The organism is Paenibacillus sp. Dod16 (assembly GCF_049893405.1).
Classification (GTDB): Bacteria; Bacillota; Bacilli; order Paenibacillales; family Paenibacillaceae; genus Paenibacillus_AQ.
Genome location: NZ_JBNDYG010000002.1, coordinates 100,995 through 116,350, shown reverse-complemented (window position 1 = coordinate 116,350; position 15,356 = coordinate 100,995). Strand labels below are relative to the sequence as shown.

General features: G+C 37.5%; 15 protein-coding genes. 14 read left to right on the top strand and 1 reads right to left on the bottom strand.

The window, feature by feature from the left end; all coding sequences use genetic code 11:
* Positions 1-136: 136 nt before the first annotated feature.
* Both ACPV3A_RS01920 and ACPV3A_RS01915 read left to right on the top strand, forming a co-directional pair.
* Complete coding sequence (locus ACPV3A_RS01920; protein WP_063477555.1) at positions 137-1,138, top strand: hypothetical protein; 1,002 nt, start codon at positions 137-139, stop codon at positions 1,136-1,138.
* Between the two features lie 2,208 nt (positions 1,139-3,346).
* Positions 3,347-4,630: an RES domain-containing protein gene (locus tag ACPV3A_RS01915; RefSeq protein WP_063477554.1), complete on the top strand. Its 1,284-nt coding sequence runs from the start codon at positions 3,347-3,349 to the stop codon at positions 4,628-4,630.
* Between the two features lie 21 nt (positions 4,631-4,651).
* On the opposite strand, the gene ACPV3A_RS01910 is transcribed toward ACPV3A_RS01915, so the two are convergent.
* Complete coding sequence (locus tag ACPV3A_RS01910) at positions 4,652-5,068, bottom strand: hypothetical protein (protein WP_063477553.1); 417 nt, start codon at positions 5,066-5,068, stop codon at positions 4,652-4,654.
* Between the two features lie 659 nt (positions 5,069-5,727).
* On the opposite strand from ACPV3A_RS01910, the gene ACPV3A_RS01905 reads away from it, so the two are divergent.
* The 12 genes from ACPV3A_RS01905 (at position 5,728) to ACPV3A_RS01850 (ending at position 15,165) form a co-directional block, all read left to right on the top strand.
* Positions 5,728-6,216: a hypothetical protein gene (locus tag ACPV3A_RS01905; protein ID WP_063477551.1), complete on the top strand. Its 489-nt coding sequence runs from the start codon at positions 5,728-5,730 to the stop codon at positions 6,214-6,216.
* Between the two features lie 98 nt (positions 6,217-6,314).
* Positions 6,315-6,797, top strand: coding sequence for a hypothetical protein (locus ACPV3A_RS01900; protein WP_063477550.1), 483 nt, complete (start codon positions 6,315-6,317; stop codon positions 6,795-6,797).
* The gene (locus tag ACPV3A_RS01895) at positions 6,794-7,096 is read left to right on the top strand and encodes a hypothetical protein (RefSeq protein WP_063477549.1); all 303 of its coding nucleotides are present in this window, start codon (positions 6,794-6,796) and stop codon (positions 7,094-7,096) included. The genes ACPV3A_RS01900 and ACPV3A_RS01895 overlap by 4 nt, the downstream gene beginning before the upstream one ends.
* A gap of 136 nt (positions 7,097-7,232) precedes the next feature.
* Positions 7,233-7,637, top strand: coding sequence for a hypothetical protein (locus ACPV3A_RS01890; protein ID WP_063477548.1), 405 nt, complete (start codon positions 7,233-7,235; stop codon positions 7,635-7,637).
* 167 nt (positions 7,638-7,804) lie between these two features.
* Positions 7,805-8,200: a PilZ domain-containing protein gene (locus tag ACPV3A_RS01885; protein WP_082834235.1), complete on the top strand. Its 396-nt coding sequence runs from the start codon at positions 7,805-7,807 to the stop codon at positions 8,198-8,200.
* Positions 8,201-8,911: 711 nt separating this feature from the next.
* Complete coding sequence (locus ACPV3A_RS01880; protein ID WP_063477546.1) at positions 8,912-9,190, top strand: hypothetical protein; 279 nt, start codon at positions 8,912-8,914, stop codon at positions 9,188-9,190.
* Between the two features lie 115 nt (positions 9,191-9,305).
* Positions 9,306-9,725, top strand: a complete 420-nt coding sequence (locus ACPV3A_RS01875) for a hypothetical protein (RefSeq protein WP_063477545.1) — start codon at positions 9,306-9,308, stop codon at positions 9,723-9,725.
* A 181-nt stretch (positions 9,726-9,906) separates the two neighbouring features.
* Positions 9,907-10,455 carry a methyltransferase family protein gene (locus ACPV3A_RS01870; protein WP_063477544.1) on the top strand — a complete coding sequence of 183 codons (549 nt, stop codon included), beginning with the start codon at positions 9,907-9,909 and terminating at the stop codon, positions 10,453-10,455.
* A gap of 522 nt (positions 10,456-10,977) precedes the next feature.
* The gene (locus ACPV3A_RS01865) at positions 10,978-12,981 is read left to right on the top strand and encodes a hypothetical protein (RefSeq protein WP_063477543.1); all 2,004 of its coding nucleotides are present in this window, start codon (positions 10,978-10,980) and stop codon (positions 12,979-12,981) included.
* 312 nt (positions 12,982-13,293) lie between these two features.
* Positions 13,294-14,214: a DNA-methyltransferase gene (locus ACPV3A_RS01860; protein ID WP_063477542.1), complete on the top strand. Its 921-nt coding sequence runs from the start codon at positions 13,294-13,296 to the stop codon at positions 14,212-14,214.
* Positions 14,215-14,373: 159 nt separating this feature from the next.
* Complete coding sequence (locus tag ACPV3A_RS01855; protein ID WP_063477541.1) at positions 14,374-14,607, top strand: hypothetical protein; 234 nt, start codon at positions 14,374-14,376, stop codon at positions 14,605-14,607.
* A 114-nt stretch (positions 14,608-14,721) separates the two neighbouring features.
* Positions 14,722-15,165 carry an HD domain-containing protein gene (locus ACPV3A_RS01850; protein WP_063477540.1) on the top strand — a complete coding sequence of 148 codons (444 nt, stop codon included), beginning with the start codon at positions 14,722-14,724 and terminating at the stop codon, positions 15,163-15,165.
* Positions 15,166-15,356 lie beyond the last annotated feature (191 nt).

Genomic DNA, 15,356 nt, shown 5'->3' with positions numbered 1-15,356 from the left:
CCCTGTATCATCAAGGGTTTTACCCTCACTCTTTTAAGAAAAGGGATAAAAGAAACATAAACTTATAAAGGTTTATGACGTTTTCGTGTATAATGAAATACGTAAACGTCCAGCTAAACAAAGGGGGCTTATTAGTGTGTCTATAATTGATAGCTCAGAGCAACAAGTCATGATCTTAAACAAGAAGAAAGAAGAGATATTAGCACATAAGGAACAGATACCTGATGCACCCTATCACTTATTCAGCATCAATGCGATGATTAGGGATGCAGAAATGCGATATGAACGTCTCAAAGGTAAGTATACATCTATAAAATGCAGTCAGTGTAATCAAGCAGTAGATGATGAAATGAAATCGATTAATCTCGGACGCAATATCATCTGTGAGCGATGCATTAAAACAATTGGTCAAGTAATGAATACGACTGAATTCGAAGATAGACATGGATTGAAAACAGGTACCGTCAAGCAAGATATTCATAACACACTTCACACCCTTCAAGGAACTGGGATAATCAGAAAATCAGGGAAATGCTGGCTTGTACATGATGTGCTTGCAGAACTCTATTATGATGCTGGTAAAAACAAGGCACGTCTTGAAATGTCATGGGTAGAAGAGATGGAAAGACACTTATCCTCACTACAGACCCAACACAAAATTCTTAATGATATTAAAGGTTCATTAACTGGCGCTACATTACAATTATTTAGTCTAGATGCTCAGATAAAGGATTATGAGAATCGTTTAAGAATAGTAAAAGGAGGGACTTTACCTTTTCGATGTTCGCAATGTCTCGGATGGATAAAAGAGAAGGGACTCCCAGTATTAATTAGTCATTTTACTCTTTGTGACAACTGTAAAGATACGATCCAGCAAGTTATGACCTCAAGCGAAGCCGAAACTAAATATAACCTATTACCAGGTCGAATTAGAAAAGACATTCACAAAGGTAATCTAGAAAAGTATCTTGAAAATGGTCTACTCCGTCAATCAGGGGGTATTTGGCTTTTTCATGAAACGATAATTAAGCATCACTACTATCCTGAAATAATAACTCCATCAAATAAACCAGAGATCCCATCATCTTTGCTAGCACGATCAGCTGCTGTGTTCCAAAATTCAATGGAAGGGAGATGACCCATGATCGTTGAGTCGAGGAACAGGACTTAGGAAGCACTCTTATAGTAAATATTTTAACTAGTACATCCTTAAGCATGTTGAATAGTTGTTGAACCTCACAAACAAAGATATTAACCGCCTAAACAAAAAAGACCCCCCATTAAAATATTGGAGGTCTTTTTCCCGCTTCATAGGATACCTCATCTTACTTTTGATTTAGCCAATCCTGTTCGATCAATCCACTCATCTAAATCATATTCATATCCTTTATCAAGCTTTTTCTGTTTGATTGTTATGAGCTTATTATAGATCAAGGGAAAGTGGTCCCATTTTGTGAAAATGACTTTGATTTTTGTTCAATCAAATCGTAATGAGAACACTATGACCGCTGAATACGATTAATAACCTTTTTTGATTGGATCTTTCTTAATTATGTTATTCTTAATCTCATTAATCTCCCGCTTCAATTAATTCCTCTATTATGCATTATTCTGATTCTTTCATTACAAGTGATTTATTGGAGTCTTTATTTCACTATCCAAGTCAAGAAAACAAATTCCCGGAGTTGAATTAGTAACCGATAACCTACGCCAGGACACTTGTAGCACCATCGATTTTTATTATTTCTCATACTATTTTTCCGAAATAATCCACTGAAGCGGGTGTTATATATGGATTTTAATGACTCTTGATAGATATATACCCCGTGATTATACACATTTTAAATGGACTTATATGATTTTTATATGTGTGATGCTCGAAATCATAAGAAAGGATATCTTACATACACCGGTCTCACCTCACTATAGCTTCTGAAGCATGGTCACGTTTTAAGGGACTTGGTTTCTCGAAGTTCTGATAACTGTGATATACTGTGGCGGATCTGAACTAGTTAAGCATGGGGGTACTCAATGGAACTCGGAAACGTAGTGGATAGATTCTTGATAAGAACCGTTCTTTTCTTGACGATTTACGTTATTGTAATGTGTATCGTTATTCTGAAACAAGTAATGTAAAGCGTAAAGCAAAATGCTACTGCAGTACATGTATGGTAAATTAAAGAAAATCTAAGATAATTGAGGTGAACTTTATGGTGTCTAATAGCAAGCGTAAGAATACCCAACCCACGGGAGACAATACCGCCAAACTTGCTTTAAAAATTTCAGTTATGGCAGTTATTATGTTCGCAATAGGCGGGGGAGTGCCACTTGGATTAGCCTTGTTTGGCTACCTCAACCAGTAGCATTTAGATATCTATGTCCAGTAAAGACCGTGCTTAGTACACCTGCCTTCTTATTGTTATGTGTCCTAAACCCCTCAGAACTGGTGTGCTTAGGCATTCCCTAGCTCCGACTACTCCGACGCATCTTTCGGCGTTATGAGTTTCATTAAATATTAGCCATTTCTCCGCTCAGAGCCCTTTGCAGCTTATCTACATAGCACTCACTAAAAATCCATAGGTTGTCTTCCAACGAATCATGCGATCTGCATTCGTGTCTACCTAAGTGGTTTCGTAATTGATAGCACCCCACTTCGTTCTCCACCCTTACGATTGGCAGCTAGAAACCGACATTCAGGTAGAAAAGCGTTACAAGGACAGTTGCAACAGAGGTGAATATGTCCCCCGCTCGTCTCGACTTCACTAATAACCAGTTAACCATAGAATCTCACACCTGTTGGGAACACGATCCTCTTTGTCCTTTTGAGAAACCGGCCCTTCATTCAATCTCCGAGCTGACCCCAATACTCGGAGCTGCAGTGGCTACGCTACAGCCGAGGAGGTAATAGGCCATGATCCTGCCTGATCATGGTGTCAATAGACACAATACTATACAGACATCTTCAGCAGCCCGTGGAGTAAGAATACCGGCTCTTTTTTATTCCGAAATAGCTATAAAGGCCGTCAATGCTCATTCGTTGTAACCAAACAAGTACACTATGACTCAAAGAATCTCTTTATGTTCATAGCGTATTAATTTACCATCTCGATGGGTAAGTAAAATCAATTTATTTATCCATAACCATTTAAATAGCTGAAAGTATTCGATTTGATCCGATTTCTTGTCTTCGCTCTTCTGATAGTTACTTTTTCATTTCAGTTGAGAATAAGGTTTGTTATATTAGATTTACAACTAGTACATGACAAGAGGTAGAGGGGGAGAGGATCCCGCTCCAAGTTAAATCCAAACGTTTGCTTTAGGTTATAAATTAACAATTAGGGGCGATATGACGGTGATCAGAGACTTAAGAGAGACTATGCTATGTTCTACCTGCGGGGAGATTGTTATTGATTTTACAAAGAAATATGGTTATCACCTCCTGGAGTCGCAAGATGACTGTCATGAACAAACACATGATGGTATCGAGAGTCTAGATTGTGAAGGTTGCGATCGTGACATTGAAGAGGAAGAAGTGTATTTCATCCTCAGTGTGGACGATACCACCCTGAATGATATCGCTGATAAAGTGGGGGAGAATATATCCGGTTGCAGCTACTGTGAAGGGGAGGAACGTGCATATTTTGTACATGCTTTTAACGATGACCCCTTTGACCCGAGCTCTCGTATGGAAGAGCCAGAGGGTATGAGCGTAGAATCATATTTATTTGATCAAGATGTACCTGAAGAACTTCACTCGTTAATGACCAAACATTTAGAGTGTAAATGTGGACGTGGACGTGATGGGTATCGTCCTGACGACATTACCGGTGGCGTATTCTCTCCAAGTGATGAAATATACACGAAAAATGATGTTGTAGATTTCTGGGGCTATGATTATGAAACATTCAGTGATTTTAGCGCAAAATATGGAGAAAATATCGAAGTAGATGACTTGATAAATTTCAAGAAATACCTCAGTAAATATCCCATGCTCGCGTTAAAACACCCCACAGGAAGAGCTATTTATAGCACATTGGAAAAACACTATACGGCCAAAGAGTATCACGTACTGTCACCAGAAATCGGAACTTTATATCGCGGCCGAACTCGGAAGCGGGATAATTCTAATGTGTTTACCGATAAAGATATGTGGTCACCACCAGCAGGATTACCTCAACATGGTCGATATAACTGTATTGGTGTCCCAGTGCTGTACGTGTGCGATAACGTGGATGCGGTTCCTTATGAAATACATCCCACCCATGATGATGTAATCGACATTGGAGAATTTCAGATCCTTGAAGATGAGCTGCATTTATTCGATTTAGGATCTTTTGATCCCTATTTCCAGGGCTTCTTCAATGAAGAGAATGAAGAAACTAAGATCCTAAAACAAGCCTATCTTTTACCAAATTTTATAGGTACCTGCTGCAGTGCCATTGGATACCATGGGGTTAAGTATGAAGGCGTACATAGGAACCGCTTCAGCTATACGAACTTTGCTCTGTTCAATATTACACCTGGTAAAGACATTAAAGTAAATGAAGTTATAAGCTATTCACCACAATTCACAATAACAATGGAGAAAATCCCATTGGCAAGCTCTCTGAAGCCTTTGGAGGTCTTCTGACGAAATATGAAGAACCCCCACCTAACGGTGGAGGTTTTTTTCTATTCTTCGAGTATTTCCCATTTCACCTCCATTGATTATATCTTGAAGTAAGAGATCGGGGGCTAGCTCTAAAAAATCACTGATTCGCGACAATTTCGATATAAAAACCGAACGGTCATTATAAGTGGCGCGAAGTTTTACATCATGCAGCAGCGCAGAAAGAGCCGTGGCAGTATCAACATAGACGGATTCGGCCGGTTCTTCTTTTTCCCATTGCGCATCCATTGTTCCAAAATTCAAAACGAGGTGCGTTTTCTCCGGCTCACAATCCGGATGTTCTTTGTAGAAGAACCCCCCACCTTTGCGGATAACGGTAATCTTGATGTGTTCACTCACTAAGCGTGCAACTTCCCCCTCTTGAATTGAACCTAACATTTGTATCGTAGACATGCTCATCTACCCAGCCTCTTTTCATCTTTTCTTTTTATCATATCAGGATCACACTTCATCCAGTAGTGCCCCGCTCCAGTACAGAGCAAAGATAAAATTTCGTTCTTTCTCGTAATTCCAATCTGAATAATACATTGATGAAACCTGGTACTGATGTTTTCGACCGGATCTGAAAAGATGTTCTTTTTAATCGGGAAGAAAGAAATACCCGAATTGATAGTCCTAACTTTTGGGTGTCTTTCTCGATTTTCCACAAGCCGTGTACACTAAGTATATAGCGCTAATAGGAGGTGCATCTCTTGAACAACTATCTACCCAAACGTTGGGTATCAAATCAAAAAACTATCCGACGAGAAACAAAGATCATGAAGATTACGGGATGGATCGTTGTTATACTAATTGCTCTAATGGCAGTTCTATATATGCATGATATGTTAAAGGAGCGGGAGACCCTTTGTTTTATTGCAATAGCTTTTATTGTAATAACCCGCTTCTGTTGTTCTTATGGAAGACGAAAAAAGAGTATAAAAACGATCTCTGCACTAGAAGAGAGGGCCTATACGAAAAATCAAAGTGGACTAAGTTAATTTTCGGAAATCCAGCATTTCAAACATTGTTGGATCAAAGAGGGTTAAAGAGAATTTGATGCAAAAGGATGTATGTCAATGACAAGAAAAATTAACGAGCTCAGAATGATTCTTAACAATATTCCAGATATCAATGAAGAGGAAGAAGCAATTCTGCTCCAAGACTTATCCTTTTTAAAGGATTCATTTGAAGACGCACTTGTAAATTCAAACCAGGAGGAAATTAGATCATTTTTAAAGTCAAAAATCGAATTGGTAGAACGAACGAGTCTGATTGTTTTAAATAAATCGTATTCTGATCTCATGAACTTGGAACCGATCCGTAATCTGTACGCTCCTATTTTTGAAGAACAACCCGAGCCGGTCTCTATACATCTGTCCCTTGATCCATCTCTTGTTCAAGACTTAAGCGAAATTAAAAGAAAACATCCTTACGGAGAAAAATATTCTCTAGATGACTTTATAGTACTTTTGTTAATTGAACAAACGATGAAACATGAAAGTGCAAAGACCCCATCATTATTTGAGAGAGCCAGTCGAGCAGTATCTGTCATCTTCAATAGATGATTATCTCAGCTTTCAGTTATAGAATGTTGCAATTGCAATGATCCATGGAATTGTAATGAATAGCCTATGTTAGAGATCTTGAACGGAGAGTGGTTGTTTTGGTCCAAACGTATAGAGATTTCGAATTGCTTTTTACAAAGAGAGTTGTACCCGAGGAGTTAAAACCGTTTCAAGTCGTGGCTCAAGTAAAGACCTGTGATGAACGGTTCCATAAGCGACTTCAGAACGTACTATCCGATAAGTGTATAACCTACCGACAATTAGATTTGTTCGAGAAAATGTTTACTTTTTGGACTCGTCGACAATATACGTTCTATATCGGTGATGAGAGAGACTACCAAACATGGGCGGAAATGATTAGAAATAATCAAAGGGTCTTGGCATTGAAAGAACTGGTATCTCCAGAGGGCTTGATCTTCGATTTTAATAGTGAGGGAAAAATGGATGCATTTATCACAGAACTCGAAAAGGTTCTTACACCGTCTCTCAATCTCAGATACGACGAATTCATGGAACTTGTCCAGAAAGAAAAAGAGTATGAGGATTTGAATTCCCATCAAATAGGAGCTGGTATCCAATGAAAAAGCGGCAGCGGAAGAAGAATGAAAAAAAGTACATTACGATTTATGTGGATGAATTTAACTTAATAACCATGACCGATGAAGAAAGGAAACAGGCATGGGATGATTACTTAAAGTATCGGAAGAAATATGCTTTCCGGAAGAGATACAAGGATCTTAAAACTTCTAAACCTCTTATGTATGTCTTCCCACCTAGTCAAAGCATGGGGTCGCTTATCTCCGAAATTAGTAAAAGATCGAGGAAAGGGAATCAACCAGGTACAACGGTTTATCAAAATCAAATTGATTTTATAACATAAAGTAATTGTAAAATGTATTTTTATAAGCATGGCTTCAATCATACTAGCTGCTATTTTCTATAAGTTAGATAAGATATGTTGATGCTACGAAAGCAATGTAGGTTTGAACGTTGGCTAAAGAGAGGATATTTTTATTATGAACAATTACGGATTATTTTCAATTGAAAAACGTGTTCAACCAGCTTTGCCTGTTCCCTATATTTTAACAGTAAAGATTTCTGAGGAACCAAAAGGGTTTTACACGCGCTTATACACTAAATTTCAACACAATTCTATATATATTTTTAAAGAAAGAAACAAAAAACTATTTAAGAGAGAATCAATCCATTGGAAAGCAGGTTTAAATAATACAAAAATAATTAAAGGAATTGAATATTCAATCTATAGTCGTTTTCGTCGTGTCATGGGTTTTAATTTTGAAACAGAGATCGATATGATAGATGCTTATTTTGCTTTAGAGTGTTTTCTAGATGAAATTTTGACTAAAGAATTTATAGATTATCAAATTGCAGTAAATTCTGAAGCTAGAATTTCCAAATGAAACCCTTGGATTTGTTGGTTACATTCTATTAGGTGTTTTGATGATAATCGCATTGGCATTATAGTCTGTAATGGGCCCTCAAATATTCTCGGTTCAATGGTGAAATTGGTTGGGCTGAAATACAAAAATTGAAATGGGCTAATCAAATTAGCTCTAACATATTCGTTATGGAATCCGTTATAAACAGTGATAAAAAAAGGTGGAGACATATGACACAGATAAATCGAACAAGAACCAACATGCAGCAAAAACGCGAATTTTTCCGAGTCCCATATCATTCGGTGGTATCCATATCAACAAATGATGAAATCTTTCTCAATCATCCTACCAATGATCTTAGCGGTGGCGGAATTTCTTTCATCTCTGACCAGGAAAAAGAATATCGAATCAACGATCGAATCAAAGGAATTCTTTATATCGATAGGCAGCCTGTTACTTTCTTTGGCAAGATCGTCCGGATCGAGGATGAACGCATCTCAGCTAAATTTATTCATATCAACGAAAATCAGCGATGCAAGATCATTCAGGAATGTAACCGAGTCCAGTTGAAATATCGGAAATAAATGTGATCGATATGAGGGGGAGGTATCATCTTTATGCTTGAGATTTATGATAATGCTTTACTTTTTTCATCCGCAACTGCTTTTGTTCTACTTATATTCGAGATATTTTAATTATTGAAAGAGTGTAAGGAAACGGAGGAACGGATCTCTCTAGTACATACATTGTTTCATAAAAATAATAAAGTAACTATGACTTTGATTCGTATCATTGCATTCGGGCTGATTTACGTCTTTATTAGTAAGGGCGCATTTTCGGAACCGGTTAGAACCATAAGCACCATCCTGGCAGCACTATTCCTTACTTGGGTGTTTATTGTTGCACTTTCTTTGGTAACAGTGAAGAGATCCCAAAAGAAGTAAGTTTAAGAACTTGGAGTTCAAATTATAAATTAAATTATCAAGATATTGAATGATTTCATTTGACTATGATAGGATGTATTTATCTAACTGATGTTTATGTTGACTCTGGCATGCGCCTCAAGAGTCTTTCTATTAAGAAGCGCTCTTCCGAGCGAATGATCTCTCCCTTAGGCAGATACCCGCCTATTTGAATGATCGTTTGTAGGGAAGAACGCTTCTTTTTGCGTTCGTCACAACCCAATCATATCATCAAGAAAGGAGAGAATCAGGAATTAAATCTAGAATAGATAAGCTTTTTTGCAGAACTCTGAAGGAAGGTCAAAGGCAACTATAATACTGGAGGAATAAAGAATGAGAAGATACGATGAATTAAGCGATGATTTAAAAGAAATTGCAAGAGAGCTGCACCCAAATGATTTTAGAGAATGGTCATATAAAACACAAGGCGTTGAAATAGCTTTTAGTACAAAGTCTGGGTGTTATGATTTCAGAAAATGCGAAGACAGAAGTTGTATAAGTTGCGGAAAAGATGTTGAAGACGAAGAGCCATTTATTCACGTAAATATCTGCAAACAATGCCACGAAAGATTCCTGTTTTACACAAATAAATTGGAGAATGCTAATTATTAATATTATGAATCTGCATGGAATCCAAAGGTGAGTGCAGTATCTCATCAAATCGCTACATCAAAACATGAAATACAGAATATAGCATCATCAAAATTATAAATAAGGAGAATGAACAATGAATAATATTACCGTATCTCGCGTTATGACTGCTTATAAATCTGGAGTAGTAAAGCCAGGTTTTGAGGGATGGGGGAGCATAGAAAAAAATTGTGGCTGCGCGATGTCTGCGCTGGCCTTATACGAACAATCAGAAACATTCCCAACCCTTAAGCAAGTGCTTAATGTTTGTGAGTATTTTGGTAGTGATAGAGTATGTAAGGCACTCGATGTCAGTAAGCCGTATATGTTCGGCTTTACGGATGCATATGATGGCATGAGATTCGGACTAAGCCATCACGAGGGCAGTATTGATTACTGGGAGGATTTCGAAAAAGCAGAGTATCATATGGGGTTCGACCATGGCACAGCAGTTCGAATTGCTGTGTTCAATGAATACTTCCCAGATGGGTACGTTGTTACTGAAGGATCCCTTTGAGACTACGAATAATTAGGAAATAACATTATGACCCGCTCCGTTTATGAGGAAGCGGGTTTTACATGTGTTAATGAATACGAATAGCACAGCCGACAATATATCATACAGCTCTAACAATGAATATATCAGTTTTATATGTATACAATCAAAAAACAAAAATTGAAAGGATAGGTGATCTTCTATGCTCAACGAAAATAGTTTTATAGCAATTCTTTCGTTATCAATTCTCATTCTCATCACATTGATCGGACTCAAAAAAATTTCACAGCGATCTACGGCCAAGTGGAGTGACTTCGTTCTCTTACTTCTACTTATTCTGTTTTATTGTGTTATCTTTTGGATCAAACCGGTACTATTTTGGTTTAATTCTCATATTCTTTTGGGATTACTGATTTCTTTGAATTTAATATATCTTATCCATTACCTCAGTATTTGTATACTTTCAAAAAACTGGACAGATTCCGAAAAACCCAAAGAAAACGGTAGTCTTATTATAAAAGGTATGTACCGATTCGTGAGACACCCGATCTATAGTATGTTTTTCTTTGAAGGTTTCGTCTTTATGCTAATCTCTCCTTGGCTACTGCCTATCGCTCTTTGTGCAATGGGTGTTCCCTTTTATCGATTGATTCGTCTGAGGGAAGAGGACTATCTTATTGATAAGTTTGGGAAAGAATATCAGGATTATAAGGAGCGGGTAAAATACAGAATTATCCCTTATGTGTGGTAACATAGATGGGAGCAAATACCTTTCGTTAAGGAGTTCGCGAAATATACTGGCAGTTTTGAGTAAAGGAAGCAATGTCCTTAGAATGGGTTGAACACTCCATACAGGAAATCCACAAACACATATGTTTAAACGCTGATAGGTATGAGTGCAGCCTCTAAAATATCAAAAGAATGTTGAAGTGATAGTAAATGAGTAATAAAATCATGCTTTCACATTCGAGTTCAGCTATTCATGTTATTGAGTGAGACATAATTACTGTTCCCTAAGAGATGTCGTACAATTGTGTTTTTTTAAGTAGAAAATATCTGCAAAGGGAATCGCTTTCGAGCGGTTCCTTTTGTCGACAGTTGTTAAAAACTTGCATGTATTCTGTGAATCCGAAGCTGCTATATAAGACAATCATAGCCGACATTTGAATTGTTTAACGTCTAATGCTTAACCAAATGTCGAATGACAGCTAAATCTCATATTTCAACTGGACTAACAAAATCGATAGTTCAATAAAAAAGCGAGGTACTGAACATGGCGAAATTTAAAAACCTTAGACATAAACTAAGAAACGAGGTGCACTGGAATCCATTCAGTGATAAATATGATGCAGATAAGATAAGTCAAGACTTGGAAAAATATATGGAAGCAGGCTCGTTAGACCTGGACGATCCATCTGCATTAACGATCGTCAGAAAAGGCCCGCTTTTTCACTCCATTTTCAAGATGATATACGATTATATGAAAGATGCCATCGAGAAAACGAAGGCTCACCCAGAGCATATCATGAAGTTTCTAATCGCTATCGGTAATTCAGAAATTATTAAATTGAATAAACACATGGACGAGACTATACGCCAATTTAATGGCATTCGATTAGAAGAAGTCGCTAGTATTAAATTTGATCCGGGGAATGGGAGGCCTCAGCTTAATGCAGGTGGGGTTTTCGAAATGCAGGTCGACCTTCTTAACAATTTATTTAATTATATTCGATACTTCTTGAATAATGAGCAACTCCACAATCATTATGATTCTAAAAAGATAATTGATATTGCAGGTTATTTATACTTAACCTCCAATATGTATTTCGCCGCAAAAGACTCTTATGACCGTATTACTTGGGAAGAAGGGATAATTGAAGAATTTCCTAAGAATGTACTTCATTTAGAATTCAAAAACGAGCAGTATCTTAAGCTTCTTAAGGTCGGTCAACATCGTGTTGAGAGAAATGTCAGTGCGACAGTAGTTGAAACGCATACAATTTTTTCAAAAAACCCTGAGCTTCAAATTATGATGAACCATAAGAGAAAGAAAGCGGCTATTCGAGAAGTATCTGTAGATCATCGAGGCTTCGTCTCTATACAGGTTGCTAAGACTGATGATTATCCTGTATCTAATGATTTGATTGAAGGTATATCCTCGATCTTCTCCTTTTATCCACATATTGATTTAGAACCATTGAAAGAATTACAAAGACTGACAATTCATGATGTCATCCTCCTATATAGCTCCTTGCTAATTTTGGCCAGGGCATTAAGAGAGCAGTTAAGTCAAAATGAAGACGCCAACAATACGGAGTTGAAAAGATTCTTTATAAGAATCAAGAAAAAAGAACTCCTTTCGTATTTGCAAAATGTTACAGCTTTTACTAAATCACAAATTGAATCGTTCCTTTCGATTATCGAAAACGATCTTTACAACACGGACAAAAAAAGAAGAGTTAATCTTTGGGCCCGACCTTTGGTAAAAACAAGGGAGGTATATTTTTTACTTCTTTCTAGCCTCCAAGCACCCAATTACTTGCAACTCATCGATGAATGGTTGGAGTCTGTTAGTTATTCGCTGGAAGATCGAGGTGCCGCATTGGAGAAATATCTTAAGAGGAACATTAAAAATGACCTTAGAGGTAAGGGAGAGTATGTAGTAATACCTGATAAGCAGAAATTCCATGCAAGCAAGAAAGAAGTCGAAGAAATTGATCTTATTGTCTCTATGGAAAAAATGATCCTCATCGCGGAAATCAAGAACATTAAGTTCCCTATGGAAGCGAGAGATTTTCATAATGGCTATAAACGTTTGAAGCAAGGCGCAGAGCAAGTTAAGCGGAAGCGGGATTTTTTGTTGAAACACAGCTCGATTTTTGATTCTGAACTACGCGGTTTTCAGGGTAAGGACATTCACGTAGTCGTGATCTGCAACTACCCGCATTTTACCGGAATGGATATCGATGGTGTATCGATAATCGATTATACAGCACTGCAGAGTTATTTAGATAAGGGAGAAATTAAAGAAATGAAAGCAACCTTCGATGGTGGTCTTGCTGTACAAACAGAGATTGTTGAAAAAACAAAGTTTTGGAGTAACATGGATGAATTCTATAATTCCTTTGAATCGTACGTAAAACTGCCTACCGTAGTTAGTAATCTTTTGGACATGCTTACCATTAAGGAAAGTCGGATAACACTCGAAGAGTCAACTGTTCAGATGCTGATGCAAGTTGCGGCATTCAATAACACTGAATCTGAAGAACAATCGTAATATAGATGTTTAATCCTGGTGGTCGGGGGTCCCATTAATACATACTTTTGGGAAACCTCTCGACCATCTAAGGATTTTTATGGTGATCATCTTATCGATTCTGTTATTTTGTAAACTATGTTAAAATGTCGTTATGAATTAATTCCAGCGGACTCCGACATGCGTCAAAGAGTCAATTTAAGTAAAGCGCTCCTCTGAGTGAATGTACTACCTTCTTGGTAGAAATCCCCCTATATGGGCCAACATTCATTGAGAAGGGCGCTTTTTTTGCGTCTTACACAACCCATCAATTGAATCCAAGGAGAGATAATCATGAGTAAACGTATTTTAGCCAACCGAATTGCAGAAGTCATGGCCCATAATGCAAGACCTATGCATATCAAAGAAATCGCATCCTATTTTCCAGACAAGCCAGAAAGTACAATCCGAGGCAGGCTATATCGCGAACTGAAGGATCGTTGTGAAAAAGTCGCACGTGGAGTATATCTTTTTCTGGACGGAGAAGGTTCAGCTGTTGTGGTAGAAGGTGATGGAAGGAACCTTTCTATTTTTGATGACGAAAGTATTGATGCCATCGTGACCGATCATCCATGGGAGGACATTAAATCAAATTCGGGAACAAATCGTAATTTTGTATCTGGATATGAAGAAACCACATTTCGTTACAATTTAGAGGATTTTAAAGAAAAAGCACGTATCCTTAAACCTGGTGGTTTTTTGGTAGAAATATTGCCGGCCGAAAACGAATCGAATTTCAAGTACCTGTATGAAATCAAAATGATGGCTGAAAAATGTGGGCTTTTATATTTTTCCAAAGTACCATGGAAGAAGGGTGTTCGTGTATGGAATACTGGACGTAAATCAAAAAACACAGAGGACATTATGTTTTTCACAAAGGGTAAAGCACGTTCTTTACGTCCGGATAAGCAACGAGGTGGAAATAGAAAAATGTCTGGTACGGCCTATCTTTTACCCACGGAATTTGATTTTCAACCCGCTTCTCCTCAAAAAAGGATTCATCAGGCAGAGAAACCTGTTGAGCTCTACGAAGCTATTCTGGAGGCAATTACTCTCCCAGGTGAAATCGTGATTGATCAAGCTGCAGGAAGCGGGAATTTAGGAAGAGCAGCTATGAGAAGAGGTCGTATTGCCGTTTTGTTCGAAATCCTAAAAGAGAACGTTAAAAAGATCCGCGAAAACCTTTCTATTCAAGAAATTCCTTTAATGTGTTAAGTAATCAATCAATTGTCCATCCAGCCTTACAATGATAGGATGGAGAGATAGATTGTTTTGCTTTGTTACATTCCTTTCAAAGTTTATAAAATGGAGGAACTAAAGATAAATCCGTAGAAATTTATTAGTATAAGTTAAAGGAAGAGGAAGTGTTTTCAGTTGAGTAGATATGTTATTAAGGTTGGAAATCAATATATTAAGTGGGCTAATATACTGAGTGTCGAAGGTGTAGTAAGGATCGGCAAAGTAGGAGAATATACAGACAATTTGATCGAAGCAAAAGTATTTGATGAGTTTGACAAAGAAGAAGATTTGGAAGCTTGGGAAGAATTTTATGAGACTAAGCATGGCGATCAATTTGAGTATAAGGAAATTGAATTTGTATTAAAATAATAACGAAGATGATCTTTTGCGAATTGGGTTGAATTGCTTTAATAGACACCTGGAAGGTATGTGGCTACGTGAACGTGGACGAATACTTATTTGGATATTTAGGAGGAAGCATAAATGTCGATGCTTGACGTAGCCATTCAAATCGCTGCAGAAGCTCACAAAGACCAATACGACAAAGCTGGGCAGCCATACATTCTACATCCCTTAAGAGTAATGATGCAGCTGGAAAGTGAAGAAGAAAGGGTTGTCGGAGTACTACACGATGTTTTGGAGGATTCGGAAATTACGGATGTTGATTTGAGCCGATTAGGATTCTCCGAGATAATTGTGACAGCCGTTAAAAGTGTCACGAGAAATCATATTTCTCCACAAAGAAAAGAAAATTATTGGGATTTCATTAGAAGGGCACGATTAAACCCAATTGGATGTAAAGTAAAACTTGCAGATGTTAAAGATAATATGGACTGGAGTAGGATTACGTCTCCTACAGAGTCAGACATGAAGAGAATGCAAAGATACCAGCAAGCTTATTTAATGTTGATTGAATATGTAAAGTGAAAAATTAATATTCTAAGCAAGTCCGTTAATAATTCGAATAAAAGTCGATGCGCTAACGGATAACGATAGTTAAACAAACACAGTCGAGCAGCTGGTCAATGTGATCAGCTGCTTTTTTGTTAAAACTAACTGGCAGGATTTTAGCGCGAATTTAATAGAAAAGGCTAGTTTTTACACAAAGCAACTTCTAA

What these genes read in the sequence shown, in the direction of transcription:
- ACPV3A_RS01860 (WP_063477542.1), top strand. Translation starts at nt 13,294, where the DNA reads ATGAGTAAACGTATTTTAGCCAACCGAATTGCAGAAGTCATGGCCCAT.
- ACPV3A_RS01890 (WP_063477548.1), top strand. Translation starts at nt 7,233, where the DNA reads ATGAACAATTACGGATTATTTTCAATTGAAAAACGTGTTCAACCAGCT.
- ACPV3A_RS01915 (WP_063477554.1), top strand. Translation starts at nt 3,347, where the DNA reads ATGACGGTGATCAGAGACTTAAGAGAGACTATGCTATGTTCTACCTGC.
- ACPV3A_RS01875 (WP_063477545.1), top strand. Translation starts at nt 9,306, where the DNA reads ATGAATAATATTACCGTATCTCGCGTTATGACTGCTTATAAATCTGGA.
- ACPV3A_RS01910 (WP_063477553.1), bottom strand. Translation starts at nt 5,068, where the DNA reads ATGAGCATGTCTACGATACAAATGTTAGGTTCAATTCAAGAGGGGGAA.
- ACPV3A_RS01895 (WP_063477549.1), top strand. Translation starts at nt 6,794, where the DNA reads ATGAAAAAGCGGCAGCGGAAGAAGAATGAAAAAAAGTACATTACGATT.
- ACPV3A_RS01850 (WP_063477540.1), top strand. Translation starts at nt 14,722, where the DNA reads ATGTCGATGCTTGACGTAGCCATTCAAATCGCTGCAGAAGCTCACAAA.
- ACPV3A_RS01905 (WP_063477551.1), top strand. Translation starts at nt 5,728, where the DNA reads ATGACAAGAAAAATTAACGAGCTCAGAATGATTCTTAACAATATTCCA.
- ACPV3A_RS01885 (WP_082834235.1), top strand. Translation starts at nt 7,805, where the DNA reads ATGGAATCCGTTATAAACAGTGATAAAAAAAGGTGGAGACATATGACA.
- ACPV3A_RS01865 (WP_063477543.1), top strand. Translation starts at nt 10,978, where the DNA reads ATGGCGAAATTTAAAAACCTTAGACATAAACTAAGAAACGAGGTGCAC.
- ACPV3A_RS01880 (WP_063477546.1), top strand. Translation starts at nt 8,912, where the DNA reads ATGAGAAGATACGATGAATTAAGCGATGATTTAAAAGAAATTGCAAGA.
- ACPV3A_RS01870 (WP_063477544.1), top strand. Translation starts at nt 9,907, where the DNA reads ATGCTCAACGAAAATAGTTTTATAGCAATTCTTTCGTTATCAATTCTC.